At 55.4% G+C, this 23,759-nt stretch carries 23 protein-coding genes; 5 read left to right on the forward strand and 18 right to left on the reverse strand.

Translation table 11 applies throughout. The features are described from left to right. Positions 1 to 101 precede the first annotated feature (101 nt). The 4 genes from Q1A43_RS12965 to Q1A43_RS12980 all read right to left on the reverse strand — a co-directional run bounded on the left by Q1A43_RS12965 (position 102) and on the right by Q1A43_RS12980 (position 1,779). Positions 102 to 365 carry a DUF6455 family protein gene (locus tag Q1A43_RS12965; protein ID WP_299926684.1) on the reverse strand — a complete coding sequence of 88 codons (264 nt, stop codon included), beginning with the start codon at positions 363 to 365 and terminating at the stop codon, positions 102 to 104. Then, complete coding sequence (locus tag Q1A43_RS12970) at positions 362 to 667, reverse strand: DUF6455 family protein (RefSeq protein ID WP_299926687.1); 306 nt, start codon at positions 665 to 667, stop codon at positions 362 to 364. Before Q1A43_RS12970 ends, Q1A43_RS12965 begins: the two co-directional genes overlap by 4 nt. Positions 668 to 670: 3 nt before the next feature. Beyond that, positions 671 to 931 carry a DUF6455 family protein gene (locus Q1A43_RS12975; protein ID WP_299926691.1) on the reverse strand — a complete coding sequence of 87 codons (261 nt, stop codon included), beginning with the start codon at positions 929 to 931 and terminating at the stop codon, positions 671 to 673. 113 nt (positions 932 to 1,044) lie between these two features. Beyond that, positions 1,045 to 1,779: a M48 family metallopeptidase gene (locus tag Q1A43_RS12980; protein WP_299936034.1), complete on the reverse strand. Its 735-nt coding sequence runs from the start codon at positions 1,777 to 1,779 to the stop codon at positions 1,045 to 1,047. Positions 1,780 to 1,907: 128 nt separating this feature from the next. On the opposite strand from Q1A43_RS12980, the gene Q1A43_RS12985 reads away from it, so the two are divergent. Continuing rightward, positions 1,908 to 2,153: a hypothetical protein gene (locus tag Q1A43_RS12985; RefSeq protein ID WP_299926694.1), complete on the forward strand. Its 246-nt coding sequence runs from the start codon at positions 1,908 to 1,910 to the stop codon at positions 2,151 to 2,153. Here the strand turns inward: Q1A43_RS12985 and Q1A43_RS12990 are convergent. Then, positions 2,150 to 2,404 carry a DUF167 domain-containing protein gene (locus tag Q1A43_RS12990; protein ID WP_299935793.1) on the reverse strand — a complete coding sequence of 85 codons (255 nt, stop codon included), beginning with the start codon at positions 2,402 to 2,404 and terminating at the stop codon, positions 2,150 to 2,152. The genes Q1A43_RS12985 and Q1A43_RS12990 overlap by 4 nt on opposite strands. 97 nt (positions 2,405 to 2,501) lie before the next feature. On the opposite strand from Q1A43_RS12990, the gene Q1A43_RS12995 reads away from it, so the two are divergent. Together Q1A43_RS12995 and Q1A43_RS13000 are read left to right on the forward strand one after the other, a co-directional pair. Continuing rightward, entirely contained in the window at positions 2,502 to 3,080 is a 579-nt protein-coding gene (locus Q1A43_RS12995) for a nitroreductase (RefSeq protein ID WP_299926700.1), read from the forward strand. Continuing rightward, entirely contained in the window at positions 3,077 to 3,763 is a 687-nt protein-coding gene (locus tag Q1A43_RS13000) for an EI24 domain-containing protein (protein WP_299935796.1), read from the forward strand. The genes Q1A43_RS12995 and Q1A43_RS13000 overlap by 4 nt, the downstream gene beginning before the upstream one ends. A gap of 27 nt (positions 3,764 to 3,790) precedes the next feature. On the opposite strand, the gene Q1A43_RS13005 is transcribed toward Q1A43_RS13000, so the two are convergent. Together Q1A43_RS13005 and mce are read right to left on the reverse strand one after the other, a co-directional pair. Beyond that, on the reverse strand, positions 3,791 to 4,069 hold the full coding sequence (locus Q1A43_RS13005; RefSeq protein WP_299935799.1) for a DUF1467 family protein: 279 nt from the start codon (positions 4,067 to 4,069) through the stop codon (positions 3,791 to 3,793). Next, on the reverse strand, positions 4,069 to 4,473 hold the full coding sequence (mce, locus tag Q1A43_RS13010; RefSeq protein ID WP_299935801.1) for a methylmalonyl-CoA epimerase: 405 nt from the start codon (positions 4,471 to 4,473) through the stop codon (positions 4,069 to 4,071). Before mce ends, Q1A43_RS13005 begins: the two co-directional genes overlap by 1 nt. A 147-nt stretch (positions 4,474 to 4,620) precedes the next feature. On the opposite strand from mce, the gene Q1A43_RS13015 reads away from it, so the two are divergent. Next, positions 4,621 to 5,337, forward strand: coding sequence for a response regulator (locus tag Q1A43_RS13015; protein ID WP_299926713.1), 717 nt, complete (start codon positions 4,621 to 4,623; stop codon positions 5,335 to 5,337). Between the two features lie 6 nt (positions 5,338 to 5,343). On the opposite strand, the gene Q1A43_RS13020 is transcribed toward Q1A43_RS13015, so the two are convergent. From Q1A43_RS13020 to Q1A43_RS13040, 5 genes are all read right to left on the reverse strand, one after another. Then, positions 5,344 to 6,564: a DUF1501 domain-containing protein gene (locus Q1A43_RS13020; protein ID WP_299935803.1), complete on the reverse strand. Its 1,221-nt coding sequence runs from the start codon at positions 6,562 to 6,564 to the stop codon at positions 5,344 to 5,346. A 3-nt stretch (positions 6,565 to 6,567) separates the two neighbouring features. After that, a complete protein-coding gene (locus tag Q1A43_RS13025; RefSeq protein WP_299935806.1) occupies positions 6,568 to 7,953 on the reverse strand; it encodes a DUF1800 domain-containing protein in 1,386 nt (461 codons plus the stop codon). Between the two features lie 111 nt (positions 7,954 to 8,064). Next, positions 8,065 to 9,924: an aspartate--tRNA ligase gene (gene aspS, locus Q1A43_RS13030; RefSeq protein ID WP_299935808.1), complete on the reverse strand. Its 1,860-nt coding sequence runs from the start codon at positions 9,922 to 9,924 to the stop codon at positions 8,065 to 8,067. Positions 9,925 to 10,116: 192 nt separating this feature from the next. Beyond that, on the reverse strand, positions 10,117 to 10,752 hold the full coding sequence (locus Q1A43_RS13035) for an aminotransferase class IV family protein (RefSeq protein ID WP_299935810.1): 636 nt from the start codon (positions 10,750 to 10,752) through the stop codon (positions 10,117 to 10,119). Continuing rightward, a complete protein-coding gene (locus tag Q1A43_RS13040; protein ID WP_299936037.1) occupies positions 10,710 to 11,828 on the reverse strand; it encodes an aminodeoxychorismate synthase component I in 1,119 nt (372 codons plus the stop codon). Before Q1A43_RS13040 ends, Q1A43_RS13035 begins: the two co-directional genes overlap by 43 nt. Positions 11,829 to 12,019: 191 nt before the next feature. Here Q1A43_RS13040 and carB point away from each other — a divergent pair, with 191 nt between their 5' ends. Further along, positions 12,020 to 15,352: a carbamoyl-phosphate synthase large subunit gene (gene carB / locus Q1A43_RS13045; RefSeq protein WP_299935813.1), complete on the forward strand. Its 3,333-nt coding sequence runs from the start codon at positions 12,020 to 12,022 to the stop codon at positions 15,350 to 15,352. Between the two features lie 671 nt (positions 15,353 to 16,023). On the opposite strand, the gene Q1A43_RS13050 is transcribed toward carB, so the two are convergent. From Q1A43_RS13050 to Q1A43_RS13075, 6 genes are all read right to left on the reverse strand, one after another. After that, a complete protein-coding gene (locus tag Q1A43_RS13050; RefSeq protein ID WP_299935815.1) occupies positions 16,024 to 17,067 on the reverse strand; it encodes a DUF475 domain-containing protein in 1,044 nt (347 codons plus the stop codon). Between the two features lie 78 nt (positions 17,068 to 17,145). Next, on the reverse strand, positions 17,146 to 17,892 hold the full coding sequence (locus Q1A43_RS13055; RefSeq protein WP_299935817.1) for an SDR family NAD(P)-dependent oxidoreductase: 747 nt from the start codon (positions 17,890 to 17,892) through the stop codon (positions 17,146 to 17,148). Positions 17,893 to 17,968: 76 nt separating this feature from the next. After that, on the reverse strand, positions 17,969 to 20,281 hold the full coding sequence (locus tag Q1A43_RS13060; RefSeq protein WP_299935818.1) for a DUF4962 domain-containing protein: 2,313 nt from the start codon (positions 20,279 to 20,281) through the stop codon (positions 17,969 to 17,971). Between the two features lie 75 nt (positions 20,282 to 20,356). Next, positions 20,357 to 21,901: an extracellular solute-binding protein gene (locus Q1A43_RS13065; RefSeq protein ID WP_299935821.1), complete on the reverse strand. Its 1,545-nt coding sequence runs from the start codon at positions 21,899 to 21,901 to the stop codon at positions 20,357 to 20,359. 47 nt (positions 21,902 to 21,948) lie between these two features. Next, positions 21,949 to 22,830 (reverse strand): carbohydrate ABC transporter permease, encoded by an 882-nt coding sequence (locus Q1A43_RS13070; RefSeq protein ID WP_299926331.1) that lies wholly within the window; start codon positions 22,828 to 22,830, stop codon positions 21,949 to 21,951. 10 nt (positions 22,831 to 22,840) lie between these two features. Continuing rightward, complete coding sequence (locus Q1A43_RS13075) at positions 22,841 to 23,758, reverse strand: sugar ABC transporter permease (RefSeq protein ID WP_299926329.1); 918 nt, start codon at positions 23,756 to 23,758, stop codon at positions 22,841 to 22,843. Position 23,759: the final 1 nt, after the last annotated feature.

Here is a 23,759-nt window from a genome sequence, read left to right on the forward strand (position 1 = left end):
GTTACGGTAGTGAAACCGCAAATGCGGCTTGGACATCAGAAACAATTCGGGCCCCGCAATGCGAAGCCCGGTGTTTGGTTTGGTTTTGAATGGGCCCGACGTCAATGCGGGCGGCGAAGCTGTGAAAACGCTTCACCGTTGCAGCAGCCGGGTGGCGGTGTCGTCACAACCTCAACCTGTTCCGCCAGCCATTTTTCACAAGCCTCAACCAAGGCACAACCCCGGCAATGCGTGACCATGCGCGCATAAGACTCGGGTGCTAGATTGCCGGTTTGCATCTCTTCACTCAGGCTAAGCCCCATCGTGCGCGCCACGCTTCGCGTCATAAAGAAGTGACGGGCAGGATCACCCAGGTGTTGGGTCATGGCATTAACTCCTCAAGGTCTGCCTTGATCTCAGCAAGGCGGGTACGGTTCACACAGGGCTGCGGCAAGTCGCGCAGAACCTCACGCGACTGGTCTAGCCAGCGACCACAGCCATCGGACCAGTCACAGCCACGACAATGCGTCACAATATCAGCCCAGTCTTTCTGGGACATGATGTCAGCATCAGCAGCCTTGACCAGATCTATGCCGGTTGCCTTGGCCATGCGTTGAACCAGCCAGAAATGCTCATTCTCGGGGCCAAGAACCAATTTGGTTGGTGGCGTGTCTTGTTGCTCAACCATAAGTTAAATCCGTTTCAATTTTGCAAACAGCGACGCGTTGCGGCAATACTTGGGGGGCGTTTCTGCCGCGGCGGCGGTGTCGCCTTTCAACCAATCTGCACAGGCTTCTGGACGTTTGCAGCCCGTACAACGAAGCACGGCATCGTCCAAATCTGGGATCGGCAACCGCCCGGTCAAAACCTCGTCTTCAAGGTCCAGCCCAACGGCACAAGCCATGTCATCGAACAAGCTGGCATGACGTTTTAATGTCTCTCGGCTTTGCATTTGCGATTCCCTCTTGATCCTGTTGGACAAGCGGGAGGTTAGCGTCGGACATGAAAAACGCCTTGATACAGGTCAACGCGGCAAGGAACCGCCAATTGACCAAGGACAAACCGCTACATCGCAGCCGCCGCATCGCGGACGGTTTGACGACGAGCCGCGTTCGGCGGATGGGTTCCCAGGAACTCATTGCCAGGGTCGGGAATGCGCGTAAAGAATTCGGAACCGCGGATTGGATCGTAGCCCGACTTTGCCGCAATCACTGTGCCCAACCGGTCCGCTTCTAGCTCAAACTCTTTTGAAAACGACCGCGCCCCAATTGCCGCGCCCAGTTGTTCCGCGTTGCGCACCGTTTCCGGATCAGCCCCGCCAAGCGCCGCAATCCCCGACAAAACAACCGCCCCGTAAGTTGCGGTTTCCCGGGTGCGTTCGAGATGCTTAAGGATATGGTGCGCCGCCTCGTGGCCCATAATAAAGGCCAGTTCATCAGCATTTCGCACGGATGTGATCAGCGCAAGATTGAAAGCAAGGATGGGACGGCCAAACCGGTCAACGGTTTGAAAGGCGTTTGGTGCCTGATCTGGGCGATCATCAACAACGATCTGAAAATCGCAATTTCCACGTCCAACGGCCTTGCGGCATTCACGCTCTGCAACCGGTTCTACCGTTTGTACAACCTGCACAAACTGACGTGCAGCACGGGCGGCTTGCCTCTGAATCTCTGGATCAATTGGCTTTGTTTGTGGAGTTTGCGTGGTTTGTGCGGGTCCGGCCACAGGACCGGATGACGGGACGGACACCGTCGCGCAAGCCGACAGCAATATAAAAATCAAAGGCAATAGTCGCGTCATCATGGGCCCCATTTGGTTGAGGTGACCATAGGCGGCGAATGTTGCAAGGGCCACCCCTGAGCCTTCAATTGACAGTGACCGGCGGTTTTCTAGTTCCGCCCTGCTCCGAACACGGTTACCATTCCATCATGTTTAGTATTGAACACGAATTCGACGCCACGGTCGTTACGCTTGTGGATGAAGGGGCAAAGCCCTTGCAAGAGGATGTGATTGTCTCTTCGTTTGAGGAATGCGTAACGGTTGAACAATATGATCCGCGCACCGAAGAAACGCAAAAGGTGACGTTATCGATTTCGCAAATGCGCGATCTGGTGGCGGCCGTGTCCTTGCCCGAAGGTGTTTACACACGTCCTAAGGACGAAGATAACCCTTAGTCGATCCGAATAACCTTGTCCCGCGAGGTCTCTCCACGGATCAGTGACAGGCGTGATTTTGGTACGCCCAGCGCCTTGGCCAAAAGCTTGATCACCGCTGCGTTGGCTTTGCCATTCTCGGGAACCGTGGTCACATAAATGCGCATTTCACCGCCCTTGCGTTCGATTGCGTTACGCGATGCTTTGGGCGTGACACGCACCGCAATGGTGGTTTCTGAAAGGGCGAGATCGGTCAAATCGGGCAAGCGCATGGGGACTGGCTACCAACCTCGGCCGATTTGCGCAACTTTGGCGGTTGAAACCTAGCCCGTTAGCCCTGACATATGCACAGCGACAACAGGAGAGACCATGCCGAGCCCAAACCCCCAAGCCCTTGATTTCCTGCTGACCCGCCGGTCTCGCCCTGCCAAAACGCTATTGGCCCCCGCTCCGGACGACGCGCGGTTGAAACGTTTGCTGACTGCTGCGGCACGAAGCCCGGACCACGGCAAGCTAGAACCTTGGCGGTTTGTCGTCTTGCGCGATGCGGCCTTGCAACGGCTGGCCGGTGCCGTGCCCGCCTGTGGCGCGCGTCTTGGCAAATCGCCCGAAGACATTGCCAAAGCGCAAGCCGCCTTTGCCGATAGCCCTTTGTGCGTCGCTGTGATCGAAAGTCAAAAAGAAAGCCCCAAAGTCCCGGCCATTGAACAAAGCTACTCAGCCGGTGCCGTTTGTCTTGCCTTGCTCAATGCCGCCTTGGCGGATGGCTGGGGGGCCAATTGGCTCTCTGGTTGGGCCTCTCATGACCGAACATTCATTGAAGGTGAACTGGGCCTTTCGACCAATGAACGTATTGCCGGTTTCTTGCATATCGGCACCGAAAAATTCGCCCCACCAGAGCGGCCTCGCCCTGACCTTGATGCCATTACCACTTGGGTAGACGAATGATTATCAGTGCTTTTCTCTCCGCCATCGCCCAGATGAGCGACAAACGCTTCCGCTCGGTTTTGCTGCGCGGCGTGGGTTTGGCGATTGCCATCTTGTTCGCGATCTCAAGCCTGTTCATCTGGGGTGTCGGTTTCTTTGTCGGCGACGCCGTCTCCCTGCCGTGGATCGGCGAAGTTCAGTGGCTCGACAATGTGCTCAGCTGGGCCATGGTACCCTTGATGATCATCTTGTCGGTCTTCCTGATGGTGCCTGTTGCCTCGGCCATCACATCGATCTTTTTGGATGATGTTGCCCAAGCGGTCGAGGATCGCCACTATCCCGGCTTGCCACCCGCCAGCGAAGTCAGCATGTCAGACGGATTGCGCGACACGGCGAGCTTTCTTGGTGTGATGATTGCCGCCAACCTTGTGGCACTGATCTTGTATATGGTCTTTGCCCCGCTTGCGCCGTTTATCTTTTGGGCGTTGAACGGGTTCTTGCTGGGCCGCGAATACTTTACACTGGCCGCCATTCGCCGGGTTGGCCGGGTCGAAGCCACGAAGCTTCGCAAACGTCACATGGTAACGATCTGGGCCGCCGGGGTGTTGATGGCAATGCCACTATCGATTCCGCTGGTGAACCTGTTCATTCCGGTTTTGGGTGCCGCAACCTTTACCCACATCTTTCACCGTCTGAACAAATAGGGGCGCAAATTAGCGCCCCCTTTCCTCTTATCCGCCGCGGTTTTCGAACTTGGTCCACTGGGCAATGTCATCGACCGTAATAGTCTCGGTAAGAATGACCGTGGCCACAATCGCCCATATGACAAAGGCGATACCTGTGGTGATCCACGCCTTGCGCTTAAGGTTGTGTTCCTGTGGGCTACCGGCATGCGTGCCGGGCACAATCTCACCGGATTCACCTTGAGTTTTTAGCCGGATCGGAATCACGACGAGAAACGTCATGAACCAGAAGACAGCGTATAGAACGAGACCTGAGGTGATCCCCATCAGACCTGCTCCAGCTCCACGAGGCAGCCGTTAAAGTCTTTGGGGTGCAGGAACAAAACAGGCTTGCCGTGCGCACCAATTTTGGGCTCACCGGTTCCAAGAACCCGTGCACCGGTTTCGGTTAGATGATCCCGCGCGGCAATGATATCATCAACCTCATAGCAAATATGATGGATGCCGCCTGCTGGATTCTTGTCAAGGAACCCCTGAATAGGGCTGCCTTCACCCAGCGGGTAAAGCAGCTCAATCTTGGTATTGGGCAATTCGATGAAAATCACGGTCACGCCGTGGTCGGGTTCATCTTGCGGGTCGCCAACTTTGGCCCCCAAAGCATTGCGATATTGATCTGCGGCGGCCTGTAGATCCGGCACCGCGATGGCAACGTGGTTCAAACGTCCAATCATGTTTCTCTCCCAGTCCTGTCGTCGCCTTGCGTTATGGCCCGGACGCCACAAAAGGGGCAAGCAGATGTCCAAACCCTGCGGCCTTTAACCGCTTGTTCACCAGCATTGATGAATCCTGTGTAACGACTCGCACCTCAGGAGGGGATCATGGACGACGATGACCTAATGCACACACACCTACGGCCAACTGCCACACGGCCGCTACTTGGATTAACGATTCTAGTTGTAGAAGACAGCCGCTTTGCCTGTGACGCGATGCGTCTTTTGTGCCTGCGATCCGGCGCACGCATTCGCCGCGCCGATTGCTTGAAATCGGCACGGCGCCATTTGCAGGTGTATCGCCCAAGCGTGGTGATTATCGATCTTGGCCTGCCTGATGGATCAGGGGCCGAGCTGATTTCCGAACTCTCCATTGCCTGCCCACGGGTCGAAGTTATCCTTGGAACAAGCGGCGATAGCTTTGCCGAAGAGGTCGCCTTGGCCGCGGGCGCGGATGGGTTTCTTGCCAAACCGATTTCATCTGTTGTCGCGTTTCAAAACGCCATCATCTCGGCCTTGCCGCTTGAACGCCAACCCAATGGCCCACGCCTTGTAAGCGACGATCCGGTTCTACCCGATCCTCTGGCGTACCGCGATGACATGGCCCATGCAGCCGACGTATTGGATGACCGCGAAGATGATCGATCGCTGGCCTATGTGACCCAGTTTTTGACCGGTGTCGCGCGTAGCGCCGGCGATGGCATTCTACAAAAAGCCGCAGAAGATTTGGCACAAGCGCGCCAATCTGGACGCCCTTTGCAATCGGATTTGGCCAAAGTCGCCGCTCTGGTTCAGGATCGTATGACCGATAGGATCGCTATGTAGCACCAGCTAGAGAAGCAAGTTCGGGTCATCCCCCAAATCGAGCTGGGGGAAAATATCCCGCTCAACGGCCCCTGATGGCAATCCGAACAAATCGCGGATCAACCATCCGGTATAGGCACGCAAATCACGTGTCGGCATCAAATCGCGCCGCTGAAAGAGATCTGCTTCGTTAAGGCCGGGCCAATCGGCATGAACACGGCCACCGCGAATGGCCCCCCCTGCCAACACCATGGCCCCACCGGTGCCGTGATCCGTTCCCTTAGACCCGTTGAAACGTGCTGTTCGGCCAAATTCGGTTATCGCCACGACAGCCGTGCGCTTCCACGCCGGGCCTTTGAGCTCTGACTTCAAAGTAAGGATTACATCAGACAAAGCTGATAGAGATCGGGCCAAAACACGCCCTTGGTTGGCGTGCGTGTCCCAGCCGTTCAGTGAGAAAGACGCGATGCGTGCGTCTTTGCGCAATCGTCCGGCGGCAAATTTCGCCACGCGGGTTTCATAGCTGGTTCCGCGTCCGGCTGCTGCATTGTCTTGCAACATCGACATCATGTCTTGCATGCCCCCTTCAACCGCCACCGCATCGCCATCGGAATCCGCTAACCGTAGCCCCTCGGCCAAGGCCGCTGACATGGCCGGATCATCCTTAGTCACCAATTGCGCCAAACGGATTGCTTGTGAGCTAAGGGCCAAATCAACATCGGGCGACCACCGCTGGACGGTTTGCGCACCGCCCAAAATGTTCAACGGATCGCTCCCGATGGCATAAGCCATTTCTGCATTTTGCCCCGACATATGCCCCATCATCCGGTTAAGCCACCCATCCCGGACCTTGCCATCCTGAAGCGAGAAACCGCCCGCCTCTAGCAAATCTTGACCGTCAAAATGGCTACGCTTGTCCCGGTAGGGCGTTGAAACCGCATGCACAAAGCCAAGTTGTTGATCTTGCCACAAGGGCAACAACGGGCGTAGCGCCCCATGCATGGCGAAAAAGCCGTCCAAATCTATGTAACCCTCATCACCAAGGGTGAGAGGCCCCCGCAAACCCGAAAATCCCGCATCACCATAGGGGGCCACCGCTCCCATCCCATCCATGCCGCCGCGCAGAATGATCACCACCAACCGCTTGTCGCCGGGGGCCGACGCAAAACTTACCGGCGTTAGCAAGGGACTTGCCGCCAAAGAGCACCCCAAGGCGACCGAACGGCTTAGAAATGATCGACGATCCATGACTTATGTCCTTTGAAAGGCAGGAGAAATGAGCACAAGCCCAATGCCGTCTGCGCGGCTTTCGGCGGCACCGGCGGCGAAACGCACAGTGTCATTGGCCCGCGACCCCAAGGCCGTTTTAACGAACTCACGCGGATCAGGTAGTTGCGGCACCAAAAGGCTTGGCACAATCACCGCCCATTGTAGCCGCGCCGCCATCCCTTGAGGCGTGATCCAAGCGCTGTCGTCTTCGTCCAATCCATCCGGGCCGCTGGGCCTTTGCCAGATATGCCCCATCAGGCGCAAAGGGTCAAAAAACCGTTGCCGCATCTTCTTTTCGGTGAGCGACTGCACCGTTCTTGGATGGACGTTCAAGGCCCTTGCAGCCGAGCTCACAAACTCAAAAGGCTGCTTAAAATTCGGATTGCGATCCGTCCAGGCCATTGGATGGCGCAGCATGGCTTCGTAAACGACGCTCAGTTCCCCATCGCTGTCGCGCCAAACCCGCTCAATCGCCGCAACCAAATCGGGATCAGGGCGATCAGATACAAAATGCGTTGCTAGTTTGGTAGCCATATGCCGGGCCGTCGCCGGGTGCACGGCAAGGTCGCGCAACACAACATGGATGTCACGAATATGCGGTTTGTCGCCACCATAAGACGTCCCCAAAACTATTTCTTCACCCGGTTCCGCGAGGCTCTTTTGGAAATGTCGCCCTTTGTTGGCCTTAAAGGTCAGGCCAGTCAAAAGCTCTGCCAACTCACGCACGTCACCCTGAGTATAGGGACCATCAACCCCAAGCGTGTGCAGTTCCAGAATTTCTCGTGCAAGGTTTTCGTTCAGTCCAAATTTGCCCGGTTTTTTCTTGGCTTGACGCGAATTTGGCCCGGCCGAGCGATCTTGATCAAGGTAGTGAACCATCAACGGATGGGTCACACTCGCAATCAGCAAGTCACTGAAATTTCCCGACATATTTGGGCGAATGGCGCTTTCGACAAAGGGGGACACACCGCGACGGATGACCCCGGCTTTGCCCGCTGTGGTGAAATGATCCGCCCAAAACCCTTCAATTCTTTCTTTGAACGGTGTCTGAGAATGGGTGCGCCGCAAGACGTGTGACGCCATCCACGTCCAATGATCCAACCGGGCTTGCTTTTTTAGCAACCGTATCTCTTTGCGTAGGGTTTCCCCGGCATCCGTACCGCGATTTTTGCGAAACTCTTTTTGGAGCTCTTCACGTTTGACCATGCGCAAGCGGAACTCGGGAAAGCTTTCGATCGGGAAACGATCGGCCATCTCGTCAGGGCGGTCCAATCCGGCCAAAAATTCACCTACACTCTCACTCGGTGCAATGTTTGGCGATAACCCGCACCCGAAACGAATTTCGGCAAGGATTGGATCGAAAGACATAAATGGCTCGCTCGTTTTGTTCCTGAACCCGACAATAAGAAAAGGCCGATGCGATTGCACCGGCCTTCTCGTGTCATGTCGAGTCATTGGCGATTGGTTGCCAAAATGAGGTTATTGATCCTGCGGAATGACGCGTAGGCCCAGTTCCATCAACTGATCAGATTGCGGATCGCTCGGCGCGTTCATCATGAGATCTTCGGCACGTTGGTTCATTGGGAACATCATGACTTCGCGGATGTTTTGCTGATCCGCCAGCAACATCACGATCCGGTCGATCCCAGCGGCACAGCCACCGTGGGGCGGGGCACCGTATTGGAACGCGTTGACCAAGGCACCAAAACGGCTCTCGACCTCTTCTTTGCCATAACCGGCGATCTCGAACGCTTTGTACATGATTTCCGGTCTGTGGTTCCGGATCGCGCCCGAGACCAATTCGTACCCATTACAGGCCAAATCGTACTGATAGCCCAACACGTCGAGCGGGTTGCCCTCAAGCGCTTCGGCACCACCTTGGGGCATCGAAAACGGGTTGTGTTCGAAATCGATCTTGCCGGTGTCTTCGTCTTGTTCGTAGATCGGGAAGTCGACAATCCAGGCAAAGGCAAAGCGATCTTTGTCGAGCAGGTTCAACTCAGTGCCGATCACATCACGGGCTTTACCTGCGATTTTTTCAAAGGCTTTGGGTTTGCCGCCCAAGAAGAACGCCGCATCGCCAATGCCAAGGCCAAGCTGTTGGCGGATGGCTTCGGTGCGCTCGGGGCCGATGTTTTTGGCGAGCGGACCGGCAGCTTCCATGCCGACTTCGACTTCGCCGGATTTGATCTTGGCTTGGGCTTCTTTGACTTTGATGCCCAGTTCCTGCGCCACAGAGTCAGCGGTTTTTTCACGCCAGAAGATGTAGCCCATGCCGGGCAGACCTTCGCCTTGCGCAAATTTGTTCATCCGGTCACAGAATTTGCGCCCGCCGCCGGTTGGCGCAGGAATGGCGCGAACTTCGGTGCCCTCTTGCTCCAACAACTTGGCAAAAATCGCAAAGCCGGAGCCGCGGAAGTGTTCGGAACAATCCTGCATTTTGATCGGGTTGCGCAGGTCTGGCTTGTCGCTGCCGTACCATTTGGCGGCATCACGATAGGAAATCTGCGGCCACTCGTGTGGCGCATCAACCTTTTTGCCTTCGCCGAACTCTTCAAACACCCCGGCCAAAACGGGCGCGATGGTGTCAAAGATGTCTTGCTGCTCAACAAAGCTCATCTCTAGGTCGAGCTGATAGAAATCGGTGGGCGAGCGATCGGCGCGTGGGTCTTCGTCGCGGAAACATGGCGCGATCTGGAAGTATTTATCAAAGCCCGAAACCATGATCAGCTGTTTGAACTGCTGCGGGGCCTGTGGCAGCGCATAGAACTTGCCTGGCTGTTGACGCGATGGCACGAGGAAGTCGCGCGCACCTTCGGGCGAGGACGCGGTGATGATCGGCGTCTGGAATTCGCGGAAGTTCAAATCCCACATGCGTTTGCGCATCGAGGACACAACATCAGAGCGCAGGGCCATCGACTTTTGCATCACATCGCGACGCAGGTCGAGATAGCGGTACTTGAGACGGGTTTCCTCAGGGTATTCCTGATCGCCAAAGACCATGAGCGGTAGCTCAGCAGCGGAACCCAGCACTTCGAGTTCACGAACAAAGACTTCGATTTCGCCGGTTGGCAGGTTGGGGTTGATCAGGCTCTCGTCCCGCGCCAGCACGTTGCCGTCGATGCGGATACACCATTCGGAGCGGACCTTTTCCAGATCGGCAAAGGCCGGGCTGTCGCCATCGGCGATGACTTGAGTGATGCCGTAGTGGTCGCGCAAGTCGATGAAAAGAACGCCACCGTGATCTCGGACGCGATGCACCCAACCGGAAAGGCGGACGGTGTCACCGACATTGGCTTTGGTCAGGTCGGCGCAGGTATGGCTGCGATAGGCGTGCATCTGTTCTATCCCTTCGGGCGGATGTCATTTTGTCTGGATATCGCCATAACTGGCGCTTGTTGGCCGATACACCGTTTGTGGGCGCTAAAGTCAAGGGATGCGTCGCGTTGTCGGCGGTTTATAGGGGTTTGAGTGGGCAAGGGCATCTGCAAGCAGCCTTCCCCGGGGTTTGTTTGACAAGATGAAAAGGCGTTAGAGCGTGGACATGATCAGCCCGCGTAGAGAATTGCCAACAAAGATAGATTGCGCGTGGCGCAGGTCCGACAAGGTAAGCGTTCCTTCTTGATAGTCACCCTCGGCCAAGAGCGATTGGCGCAAAATACCGGGGAGGAGGCCGGACGTTAGGGGCGGGGTAAGCCGTAGGCCGTCTTGCGTGGTGACAAAAAGGTTGGTGATCGTGCCTTCGCAAAGCTCATCCCGTTCGTTGAGAAACAAAAGCTCATCTATGCCTTTTGGCAGGGCGGCGCGGGCCTTGTCATAAAGCGCACGCCGAGTTGTTTTGTGGCGCAGCCATGGGTCGGTGCTATCTAGCCGAGCACTGTTAATTTGGAGCCGCCACGCAGGCGGGTTTTCGGCCAAAGGCGCGGTTGTCAGGTCCAAGGCGCCATCACGCGCCAACGTTAGCCGACAGCGAAGGGCAGTTTCTCCCCCTTTGTCTTGGAGCAACTCGCGTACTGATTGCGAGTCAAACAAGATGCCGAACGCATGGGCAGAGCGCGCCAAACGTGCCAGATGTAGGTCAAGACGCACAAACCCCGTGCCGGGGTGATAGCCAAAGGTCTCGATCAGGCGAAACTCGGGCTCAACTGGGCAAAGCGGGCTTTCCATAACGCTTCCTCATATTCGGCGTTGGCGGTGCTATCCCAAACCACGCCTCCCCCCACATTCAGGGTCGCGACCCCGTTTTCAACCAGCAAGGTGCGGATCGCGACGTTGAATTCACTACTGCCATCGGGGGCCATCCAACCAATCGAGCCACAATAGATGTCACGCGGTCCGGCTTCCAATTCGGACAGAATTTCCATGGCACGAATTTTAGGCGCACCCGTTACAGAGCCACAGGGGAACAGCGCCCTTAGGATGTCGGGCAAAGTGGTCTTGGGCTTGAGCTGGGCCTGAACCAACGACACCATTTGATGAACGGTTGTATAGCTTTCGACCTTGAACAACTCGGGCACCTTAACAGAACCGGGAAGGGAAACGCGGCTGATGTCATTGCGCAGCAAATCAACGATCATCAGGTTTTCGGCGCAGTTCTTTTCGTCTTGCGCCAGCCAGACCTTGCGCCGCGCATCCTCAATCGGATCGGGATCGCGGGCGATTGTTCCCTTCATCGGGCGTGTTTCGATCTTGCCATGCGCGTCGGTTCGGAAAAACAATTCCGGGGATCGAGACAAAATATTCGGTAGGCCCGGCACATGAACTAATGCGCCATAGGACACGGGCTGACGATCCGTCAGGGCAGAAAAAAGAGCAGGAGTGTCGCCGCCAACCTTAAGCGTCAACGGAAAGGTCAGGTTGGCCTGATATATATCCCCGGCCCCAATGGCGGCGTGCACGCGGTCAAAGCGTTTTTTGTATTCGGCTTGGGTCCAGCTCGGATCGGGACCGCCAATTTCACCAGCAGGTTTTGGTAGCGCCCAATCAGAAGGCTGGTCAAAAACACCAAAGCACATCAACGGGACCCCGCGGCCGCTTGGCATTCGGTCGGCCAACTTCGGCTCCAACACATAGCCAAGCTCGTAACTCGCGAATCCTGCAATCCATAGCCCGGCCTTTTGGGCATCTTCCAAGGCGGTCATCGCGGCGGCAACATCGCCGGGTGAGTCGGCGCGAATGACCTGAACCGGGTTAAAAAAACCAAGCGATGTGCCATCTGGCCCGTGATCAAATCTGATTTTCATCATCGCCCTCGCATTTCAAGCCAGCGATATAGGGGTTTTTGCCCAAAACGAAAGCCCGGAAAGCGGCAAATCCACCTTCGTTTCCGATACCCCTTGCACCTTTTCGCTCACTGCCTATAACCCACGACAATTTGGGCGCTTGGGGGCGCCTTTTTGCCAGACACATCCGCCAAACAAACAAGAGGTGCACCATGCCGAAGAGAACCGACATCCAGTCGATCATGATCATCGGGGCTGGGCCAATTGTGATTGGGCAGGCCTGCGAATTCGATTATTCCGGTGCCCAGGCCTGTAAAGCGTTGCGTGAAGAAGGCTACCGCGTGGTTTTGGTCAACTCGAACCCAGCGACGATCATGACCGATCCGAACATGGCCGACGCAACCTATATCGAGCCAATCACACCCGAAGTTGTTGCCAAGATCATCGAAAAAGAACGCCCCGACGCGTTGTTGCCGACTATGGGCGGTCAGACCGGTTTGAACACCTCCTTGGCGCTCGAAGAAATGGGTGTACTTGAAGAATTTGGTGTCGAGATGATCGGCGCGACCCGCGATGCCATTGAAATGGCAGAAGATCGTAAATTGTTCCGCGAGGCGATGGACCGTTTGGGTATTGAAAACCCAAAGGCAACCATTGTAACCGCCCCGAAATCCGACGCAGGTGTGACCGATCTCGATGCCGGTGTTCAGATCGCGTTGGATGAATTGGATGGCATTGGCCTTCCTGCGATTATCCGCCCGGCCTTTACCATGGGCGGCACAGGTGGTGGCGTCGCATACAACCGCGAAGATTACATCCATTTCTGTCGCACAGGTATGGATGCCAGCCCGGTGAACCAGATTCTTGTCGACCAGAGCCTTTTGGGCTGGAAAGAATACGAGATGGAGGTTGTGCGCGACAAAGCCGACAACGCCATTATCGTTTGTGCGATTGAGAACATCGATCCGATGGGCGTGCACACCGGCGATTCGATCACCGTGGCCCCTGCCCTGACCCTCACCGACAAAGAATACCAGATCATGCGCACGCATAGCATCAACGTTCTACGCGAAATCGGTGTTGAAACCGGTGGGTCCAACGTTCAATGGGCGGTAAACCCTGCCGATGGCCGCATGGTTGTGATCGAAATGAACCCACGGGTGTCGCGCTCTTCGGCGTTGGCCTCCAAGGCGACCGGTTTCCCGATTGCGAAAATCGCCGCCAAGCTGGCGGTTGGCTATACGCTCGACGAGCTGGACAATGACATTACTAAGGTCACCCCGGCGTCGTTTGAACCGTCGATCGACTACGTTGTCACCAAGATCCCGAAATTCGCCTTTGAGAAATTCCCTGGCTCCAAACCCTACCTGACCACCGCGATGAAATCGGTCGGCGAAGCCATGGCCATCGGCCGCACCATCCATGAATCGCTGCAAAAGGCGCTTGCCTCGATGGAATCTGGCCTGACTGGGTTTGATGAGGTCGAGATCGAAGGCGCACCAGACAAAGCCGCCGTGGTCAAAGCCATCAGCGAACAAACCCCGGATCGGATGCGCACCATCGCCCAGGCGATGCGCCATGGTCTGACCAATGACGAAATCCACAACGTCACCGCCTTTGACCCATGGTTCCTTGATCGAATCCGCGAAATCATTGAGGCCGAAGAGCAAGTCAAAGCCGACGGGCTACCCAATGACGAAGCCGGTCTTCGTGAGCTTAAGATGCTTGGTTTTACCGATGCACGTCTGGCCAAACTGACTGGGTTTAGCGAGAAAGACATTCGTGATCGTCGTATCAAAGAAGGTGTCACCGCCGTCTTCAAACGCATCGACACCTGCGCCGCTGAATTCGAGGCGCAGACGCCTTACATGTATTCCACCTACGAAGAGCCGATGATGGGCGAAGTGGAATGCGAAGCGCGGCCATCGGATCGCAAAAAAGTTGTCGTTCTGGGTGGCGGTCCAAACCGGATCGGCCAAGGGATCGAGTTCGATTATTGCTGCTGTCACGCCTGTTTTGCGCTTTCGGATGCCGGTTATGAAACCATCATGATCAACTGTAACCCCGAAACCGTGTCGACTGATTATGACACCTCGGATCGCTTGTACTTTGAGCCGCTGACCTTTGAAAACGTCATGGAAATCCTGCGCGTTGAGCAGGAAAACGGTACATTGCACGGCGTAATTGTACAGTTTGGTGGGCAAACCCCGTTGAAATTGGCCAACGCCTTGGAAGCCGAAGGCATTCCGATCCTTGGCACCACGCCCGATGCGATTGACCTTGCCGAAGACCGCGAACGTTTTCAGGCCTTGGTCAATCAATTGAATCTGAAGCAACCACATAACGGCATCGCATCTACCGACGCCCAAGCCCTTGCGATTGCAGAAGACATTGGTTTCCCGCTGGTGATCCGCCCGTCTTATGTTTTGGGTGGTCGTGCCATGGAAATCGTGCGCGATATGGCTCAGCTCGAACGCTACATCGCCGAGGCGGTGGTTGTGTCCGGCGACAGCCCGGTTCTACTTGATAGCTACCTGTCCGGCGCGGTCGAATTGGACGTTGATGCGATTTGTGACGGCACCGATGTGCATGTCGCGGGCATCATGCAACACATCGAAGAGGCCGGTGTGCACTCGGGTGATAGCGCCTGTTCCTTGCCGCCGTACTCGCTCTCGGATGACACTCTGGCCGAAGTGAAACGTCAAACAGTGGCCTTGGCCAAAGCGCTAAACGTGGTTGGTTTGATGAACATCCAGTTCGCGATCAAAGACGATGAGATCTACCTGATCGAAGTGAACCCACGCGCCTCGCGGACCGTTCCCTTTGTCGCCAAAGCCACCGACAGCGCGATTGCCTCGATTGCGGCGCGTGTTATGGCCGGTGAAAAGCTTGCCGCCTTCCCGATGCGTGCGCCCTATCCGGAAAACGCCGACTATGACACCGATCTGCCGCTAGCCGATCCGATGACATTGGCCGACCCGAACATGCCGTGGTTTAGCGTCAAAGAAGCGGTTCTGCCTTTCGCGCGTTTCCCCGGTGTTGACACCATCCTTGGGCCAGAGATGCGTTCAACCGGCGAAGTCATGGGGTGGGATCGTTCCTTCCCACGTGCCTTTCTCAAGGCGCAGATGGGGGCCGGAACCATGCTTCCCGAAAGCGGCGCTGTGTTCTTCTCGATCAAAGATGACGACAAGACACCGCAGCTGGTGGAAACCGCGCAGACATTGGTTGATCTTGGCTTCAAGATTGTTGCCACCTCGGGCACCGCGGCCTTCCTTGGCGATCAGGGCATTGCCTGTGACACCACCAAAAAGGTCTATGAAGGGCGTCCGAACATTGTCGACCTGATGAAAGACGGCGGCATTCAATTGGTGATGAACACCACCGAAGGCAACGCCTCGGTCTCAGATAGCCGCGAAATCCGCTCGGTCGCGCTTTATGACAAGATTCCATACTTCACCACAGGTGCCGGTGCCCACGCCGCTGCATTGGCGATGAAAGCCCGCGAAGAAGGTGATTTGGTGGTTAAATCGCTGCAGGCCTAAGTCCCGGTTGCGCTACATTGGTTAGTGGGCCTGCTTGGCCCCTAGGCAAACCAAATCAAAAGCCTCCGAGGGTTTCTCGGAGGCTTTTTTGTCCATTGGCAATGTCTGTACTGCGGACGGAGCTGCCTTTGGATGTGTAACTCTAAAGGTCTGTTTAGGTGCTCAAGACCAGCGCTAGTCGAGTTAAGGCACACTTCTTTGAAGCACTTCCAAGACGATCCCGATGGCCAAGACTATGGAGAAACCCGCAAGAATGGCGAACCAGTGAGCAAAGCCTATCCTTGCAAGCTTTATGTGTGGATCGCGTAAGGGATCATCGTGTTTGCGTCGGTAAGCAGATCGAAGGTTGTGCAGATTGAGGTTGAGTTTTTGCCCACTGGATCGCAATTCCCTGTATTCGTCGCGTGCGACGCAGCGCGCAAAGGAAAACATCACCATAGGTATAACTAATACCCCGGCTGAATTTATTAGGAAGTCCAAGCGGTCTCTCCTCTGAAGCAAGGTCTTTAGTCGCGGGCTATCACATGTCGGCCTTATCCAATATCTGGGGAAGCCGCCGTTTGTGCAAGTTGCAGCATCGGACAAGATGGGCTCAAAGTGGACCTTTTCTGCGTTTGCAAGACAGAGGCCTCTTTCCATGCCTTCTAGGCTGCCAGTTTGGCTCCCCTTTGTTAGGCCGTGCTGCGGCCCTTGTAGGAGGACTTCAAGGCGGCACCAATCAGCACGACACCGATTAATCCGGTGATGACTTCGGGGATATGCATCAGCGGTTGGATGAACATGATCACCGCCAGAACCAAGATCGCGTAGAAAGCGCCGTGTTCGAGAAAGCGGAACTCGGATAGGACTTCGCGTTCGACCAAGGCGATGGTCATCGACCGCACATACATCGCGCCAATGCCAAGCCCGATGGCGATGACAAAGAGGTTTTGCGACAGGGCAAACGCCCCGATCACCCCATCAAAACTGAAACTGGCATCCAAGACCTCAAGGTACAAGAACGCCCCAAGCCCGGCTTTGCCAGAGGTAAGACCGGCCTGATTGCTATCCAACATCCGGCCCAAAAACTCGACCGCAAAGAAGGTCATCATGCCATATAGCGCCATGGTCACGAACTCGGCGCGCGCGCCATCGGGATAGAGCGTCGCCACGATCAATATGATCACGAGGGCCAGAGCCGCCTCGACACCGCGCATTACCGAACAGCGCGTACAGCCGCGTTCAATAGGCCCAAACCAATGTTCGTCCTTGTCAGGATCAAAGAAAAACGACAGCGCCACCATCAACAAAAACGCCCCGCCAAACGCGGCGATTTTTGGATGCGCGACATGCATGATTTCGGCGTAGCGATCCGGGTTGTTCACGGCCAGTTTCAGCGCCTCGATTGGCCCGGTGCCTGCTGCGATGCTCACAACCATCACAGGGAAAACGATCCGCATTCCGAAGACCGCGATCAGAATACCCCATGTCAAAAACCGCTTTTGCCAAACCGGGTCCATTCGTTTCAGGATGTTGGCGTTCACCACCGCATTGTCAAAGGACAGCGAGATTTCCAATATCGACAGCACTAGGCAGATGAAAAATACCGACCACATGCCTTGCACAGTGCCGGTAAAGCTCCAACCGACCCAAAGGCTTAGAAGAAGGCCCAAGGCGGTAAAGGCAAAGGCCCAGGAGAAATAGGTGAGGATCGAACGGGAAGACGTGACAGACATGAGCAACCCTATGGCAGTGCTATATAAAAGGGCGCAAGGCAGAAGATGCACTTGCGCCCAGTGGAGGACCCTAGAAACTTAGGAAAACAGCATGCCGCCGTTGATATCCACATTGGTGCCGGTGATGAAAGACGCCCCGTCCGACGCCAGATAAACCGCCAGCTTGGCGACTTCGTCGGAATTGCCTTCACGCTTTAGCGGTGTGATGTTGGCCACGTGGCTGCGCACTTCGGGCTTGGTGAACGTGTTGTGGAAGTCGGTGTTGATCATGCCAGGGCAAATACCGTTAACGCGGATTTTTGGACCGAGTTCCTTGGCCAAGCCACGTGTCAGGGTCATCACCGCGCCCTTGGAGGCACCATAGGCCGACGCACCCGGGCCACCGCCATCACGACCGGCCTGCGACGCCAGTGTCACAATCGAGCTACCTTCCCCCATATGCGGCAGGCATTCGCGCACGGCCAGCATCAAGGAGGTGGTGTTGAGATTCATGACGGTGTGCCAATGCTCAAGCGTCATTTCGGACATCGGCACACGGGCCACCAAACCACCGGTGACGTGGATCAGGCTATCGACTTTGCCAAAGGCCTCGACCGTCGCAGCAACCAATGCTTTGACGTCTGTCTCAGAGGTCATGTCACCCTGAAGGGCAATGGCACTGCCCCCGGCGGCCTTGATCTCTTCCACGGCGGAATCGGCACCGGCCGAGCTTGAGTGATAGTTGATCACAACATTCGCACCCTGAGCGGCCAATTCCATCACACAAGCACGCCCGATATCGCGGCCACCGCCTGTTACAATCGCGGTTTTACCCTGCATAGTCATTTGTATTTCTCCTGTTTAGTCGGCCGCATCGGGCTCTTGTCTGTTGTGGCGAGTGGCATCCCCACCGTCCTGTGGGTTAGGCCTTGGCCAATTTTTGAACGACAACCTTGAAGCTGTTTTCATCCGCATCGGTGAAATACAGATCGCAGTCATAGCCCTGATCATCGAGGAAATGGAAAATCCGTTTCGGATCGGTTTTGCGGTACGGCACCAGCAGCGTCGCAATGCGGTGGCGTTTTGCGGCCGGGTAGCTGGCGGTCATGCAAGTCGAAATTGGTAGCCCCTCGACCTCGGACATATCCACACCTGGGAAACCGGTTTCCTGCGTGATCTCGGGCTTGCCACCTTCGGACCACAACACTTCGCCATAGAACCCGGCCTTTTCGCCGGTATAGCGGAAGGACCCTTTGCCAAGCTGGAACGGTCCATTTGCGTGCAAACGGAAATCAATGGTGACAGGTTCATCGGCGTCAATCGTATCGACAAAGACAAAGTAGCTGTCGTTGACGAAATATACTTCGCGCTCGACCCGTGTCACTTCGGGCGAAAGCAGCTTGTAAGCCGCTGTGGCCTCACCCTTCATATAGACATGGCCGTCACGTTGCTCTGCCGCTAGGATTTGCCCGGTTGATTGCATCTGCTTGGCTTTGTCGCGATCCGCATATTGCCCTTTGCCATTGATCATAATGGCATTTTTTGAGATCGTCTGACGGCGCCATTTCTGGTGCATCGAACTATTAAAGGCCACGTAATGCCCGGATTGAATGGCCAGATCTTCGCCATAAGCCGCGAGGCAAAACGCGTTCTGATCACCATGGGAGTGGCTGATCGAGCCGAACGGCGAGGCTTTGAACACAAATTGAACATGCTCATCCGGCACATCCATCTTGTGTTGGATTGCGACCCAACCGATCCCTTTGAACCAGCGCAGCTGATCCTCTTTTGACGGGGCTTGTGCCTCGATCATCGGCCATTGTTGTTGATAGGCCATTTCATCGAAATTGAAGTCCCACCAACCCCAATTATAGAACGCCATCTCGGTGCCGGGATCGTTGCGTTTGATCTCGTCATAGTACCATTGATAGGCCCCGTTGCCGGTCACACCGGCGTATTGGCGCAGGTTATAGCCGATCTTGAGACAGGGCAGATCACCCATGGTGCTATCGTCGCCAAAGGTCGCGCGGCGGGTGTCGGGCGCTTTGGTATAAAGCGGCATGTCACCGGTTTTCTGAAAGAACGGGCGCTCATAAAGATCATAGCCGGTAAAGGCTTTGAGAAGGTTCGCTGCGTCAATTAGATAGGCCTGACCGGTCATCCAATAATGCGGCCCCTCAGCCCAACCGCCCTGCTCATCGCCCCATGGGGTATAGACGGTCGAGAGGAATTCGATTGAGTAATCCAGCCACTCACGCGCCTCGGGTTCTTCGTCCAGCATGGCAATGCAACAGGGCACCAAAACCGCCGAAACGGCCCGCACTGCGTGGCTATCGTAGGGGAAGAGATGGATGTTGGCGTGGTCTATGATGTGTTCGGCGATCTCACGCGTGCGGACCAACAAAGCGGTGCGGACTTTGTCACGCTCTTCGGCGCTTAGCTGATCATGCAACCAATCGTATCCCCAGCCCAAAGCCAACGTCACACGGAACGCCCATTCGTCGGTATAGGCGCGCGACGTGGTTCCATTTGGGTCCCAATCAGCAGCGGCCAGCAACCAGTCTTTGGCGCGATCCAAAAGCGCTTGATCGTCAAGAACCTTGCCGCCTACGGCGAGATGGCGGATCGCATAAAGCAATTCTTGGCAGTCGATATAGGTTTGACGCCAAACCGGTGGGGTCCGTTGATGGTTTTCGTAGCCAGCTGGCTCATCCATCACCGGACGTTCCATCCACGGTGCAACGGATTTTTCGTAGAACGTTGACCACGTGCAGTGATCTGCATCTGCGGCAACGGCTTTTTTGAAGCTCGCCAACTCTTTGGGCCCAAGCCATAGACGCGGGTGGCTCATATCGGATTTGGCATAACGTTTGGTGCGTCCGGCCAAGGGCACTTGGGTGGCGTCCGCCGTCACAGAAAAGCGGCGATTTACGCTCCACTCGGTCGCGGCGGTTTTGGTTTCGGCGTCCCATTCCGCATAGGACCAAACATAGTCACCCGGCTCAAACACATGATCGGGTGTGAGGAAATTCAACGGTATATCGGAAAAGACCACGGCATCTTTGTAGCTGTCGTCGCTGGCAACACGCAGCACATAACGGGCTTCGTCATCGACAACAGGCAGCCATGTGAACCGTGGCGGGTTTTCGACCGGCACGGAGCCATCCACAGGGGCGTATTGGATATTCAAACGCCCGGCGCGGGGTTGGTCCAAATAGTTGGCACTGGCTGACATCGAAAGGTCTTCCTTTGGTAGAGTAAGAGATGTGCCGCCCGCTGGGATGCGGACGGCACGATATTCAAACGAGGTTTAGTTATACTGACGGTCGTAGGCCGCTTGCATGACTTCCAGCACCTTGCTGTAACCGCGATTTTCAAGCTGAGCTTGATAGTCGGCCCAATCGGCTTCGACGTCACCCGTGCCCAAGATCCAGGCCTGTTGACGCTCAAGCATATAGGTCCGCAGCTGTGCGTTGTACTTGTCGTAAACCTTCTGCTCGTCGGCGTTCAGGGACACACCCAAGAACTGATCGATCAAATAGTCACCTTCGTCATAAAGCGCGATGCCTTCGAGGGCGAACTCGTTCGACCATTGCTTTTCATACTCGTAGTCTTGGAAGTAACCGCGGGCATGAAGCTGGGCACCGATCTGGTACAGCGAGGAGTTAACCGGACCTGCGTCCAAGAACTCTTGGGTGAACTGTGGCTCGCCATCAACCAATGTGTACTGAGCGCCTTCGACACCAAAGTTGACCAGATCACGACCCTCGGGAGAGAACCAGAAGTCAAAGTATTTGATGGTTTCAACGGGGTGCTCGTTGGTGCCACCCATCGCCCAGCCATCAGGCTTGAACGGGATACGGCGGTGTTCTTCGATACGCTTGCCCGAAATCGAGGCCGGCGGCGCGAAGGCTTTGAAGGAGAACCCTTCGATGTCTGCAGACAAACGGTTGTAGCCGGAGGTCGAGGCAAACCAATCGTGGGTCATGCCACCCATGTTTTCGGACAAGAGAAATTCGCGCGACGACGACCCACGGGTAAAGATTTCCGCGTCGATCAGACCTTCGGCATACCACTCTGCAAGGTTCTTGATACCTTCACGATAGCCTTCACCGGCATAGGGATGCGCCAGTTTGCCATCGGTCACGTAGTAGTCGTGATAGGTATCAGAACCGGAAGACCGACCGTCCCATAGCGTCACAAGACGGATCAGCTCTTCCCATTGACGGGCAAAGTAAGGCACTTCGTCTTTTTTGCCATTGCCGTTTGGATCGCCATCACGGAACGCCTCAAGAACTGTTTTCAGCTCATCAACATTGTTGGGGATCTCAAGACCCAGCTTTTCAACCCAGTCATAGCGGATGAAATAGGCACGACCATATTTGCCGTCAGGCAGATACGGGATGTAGTACATGTTGCCATCCGACGAGGTGATCGCCGATTTCACGTCGGGATGTGAGTCAAAGTAGGCCTTCATATGCGGCGCATGCTCTTCGATCAGATCGTTGAGCGGGGTAAACGCGCCCTGTGGACCATATTGGTTCACAACATCACGGATACGCGACGTGCCGATGATGTCAGGCAATTGGCCAGAGGCCAGCAAGAGGTTGATGGCTTCGTCACTTTGTGGCGTGTTCGACCCAAAGGTCTTGTTCTTGAGATGAATATTGGTCATCTCGCGCGCGGTCTGCTCTACCGGCCAGTCTTCATCGTAGCTGGTATAGCGCTTGTGGTGCATGTGAATCGTCAGCTCAAGCGGCTCGTCGACAATTTTGGAACCATGGCCATCGGCCAAGACCGGAGTGGTCATCATGGTCGACGCCAGCGCCAGTGCGGTTATCGTTAGTTTCTTCATGGTAGTCCTCCCTAAAACTTTGATATCGTTGATTTCGCTTCCAAAGATCACTCTTTTACTCCTCCCAAAAGGATGCCTTTGTTGAAGTATTTCTGAACAAACGGGTAGATGATCAGGACCGGGATAATCGAACAAACGATGATCGCGGCGGTGACCGTCTCGACCGAATAGGGTGCCGTCAAAAGGGTCGAGGCAAACTCCTCGTCATCTGACAGGGTGGCGATGATCTGGCGCAGATATACCTGCAACGGAATCTTGCTTTCGTCCTGCAACAAGACCATTGCCCAAAAGAAGCCGTTCCACCGAGCAACGATGCAGAACAAAGTCACGGTAGCAATGGCCGGTTTCGACAATGGAACAAAAACCTTCCAAAGCACCTGGAATTCATTTGCGCCATCCATCCGTGCCGCTTCTTCAAACGACGCTGGGATGCTTTCAAAGAAGTTGCGCAACAGGATTATGTTAAAGGCGTTACACGCAAAGCCGATGATCAGGCCAAAGTAGCTATCCATCAGCCCCAGATCACGCATGTTCAAGAAGAACGGGATCATCCCGGCGTTGAACCACATGGTAAAGGCCACCACGAGGTTCCAGAACCGGCGACCGATCAGTTGCGGCCGCGACAGGGCATAGGCCCCCGGAATGATGATGATCAGGCTCATCAACGTTCCGCCGATCGTATAGATGAACGTGTTCAGATAGCTGCGCCAGAATTCCGGCTCGCTTAGCACCCGTTCATAGGCGGCAAGCGTCAGGTCAACTGGTGTTAGGATGACCTTGCCCGCCGTCGCCGCAAAGCCGGAGCTAAACGAAACCGCTGCGATGTAGATGAACGGATATAGCGTAGATAGCGCGAATATCCCGATCAGAACCATGTTGGCGATTACAAAGAGCTTATCACCACGAGAATAGAGATTCATTTTTGCCATTGTTCAGCCCTCACCACAGCGATGTGCGCGATACACGGCGCGAGATTGTGTTGGCGGTCATAACCAGAACAAAGGCGACCACAGCGTTGAATAGACCGGCCGCGGCGGCGACATCGTATTGTCCGCCCTGCAAACCCTGTCGGTAGATGAAGGTGTTGATCACATCCGCGGTTTGATACGTCGCGGGCTGATAAAGCAGGATGACAAGTTCAAACCCGATTTCCAGAATGTTCCCGATACGAATGATCAACATGATGATGATCGTCGGCATGATCGACGGCAGTGTGATTTTCCACATCATCTGCCAACGGCTTGCCCCATCAACCACCGCGCTTTCGTAGAGCGACGGATTAACCCCGGCGATGGCCGCAAGGAAGACGATGGAACTAAAGCCCGCCTCCTGCCAAATGCCCGACCCGATGAAGATCGGCCTAAACCATTCCGGTTTGGTGAGGAAGTAGATCGGCTCAATCCCGAACCACCCTATGATCGTGTTCACAATCCCCGCCGAGGGCGAGAACGCGGTCACCACAATCCCGGCAATAATCACGGTCGAGATAAAGTGCGGCAGGTAGACAAGTGTCTGTGCGGTTTTCTTGTAGGTCTGGTTCAGGATTTCGTTGAACATCAGCGCGAGGATGATCGGCATTGGAAATCCGAACATCATCGACAACGCGCTGATAATCACTGTGTTTTTCAAGGCGCGAACAAAGGTGTCGCTCTCAAATAGGGTTTGGAAATGCTCAAACCCGACCCACGGGCTCCCGGCGATACCGCGGAAGATGCTGTAGTCTTTAAAGGCGATCTGCAACCCGTACATGGGTTTGTAGAGAAATAGGATAAACCAGATGATTGTCGGGGCGAGCAGCACATATATCTGCCATTCACGGCGCATATGCTGCAAAAACCAGGCGAGTTTCTTTTGCATC

Source organism: uncultured Pelagimonas sp. (genome assembly GCF_947498515.1).
In the GTDB taxonomy this organism is placed as follows: domain Bacteria; phylum Pseudomonadota; class Alphaproteobacteria; order Rhodobacterales; family Rhodobacteraceae; genus Pelagimonas.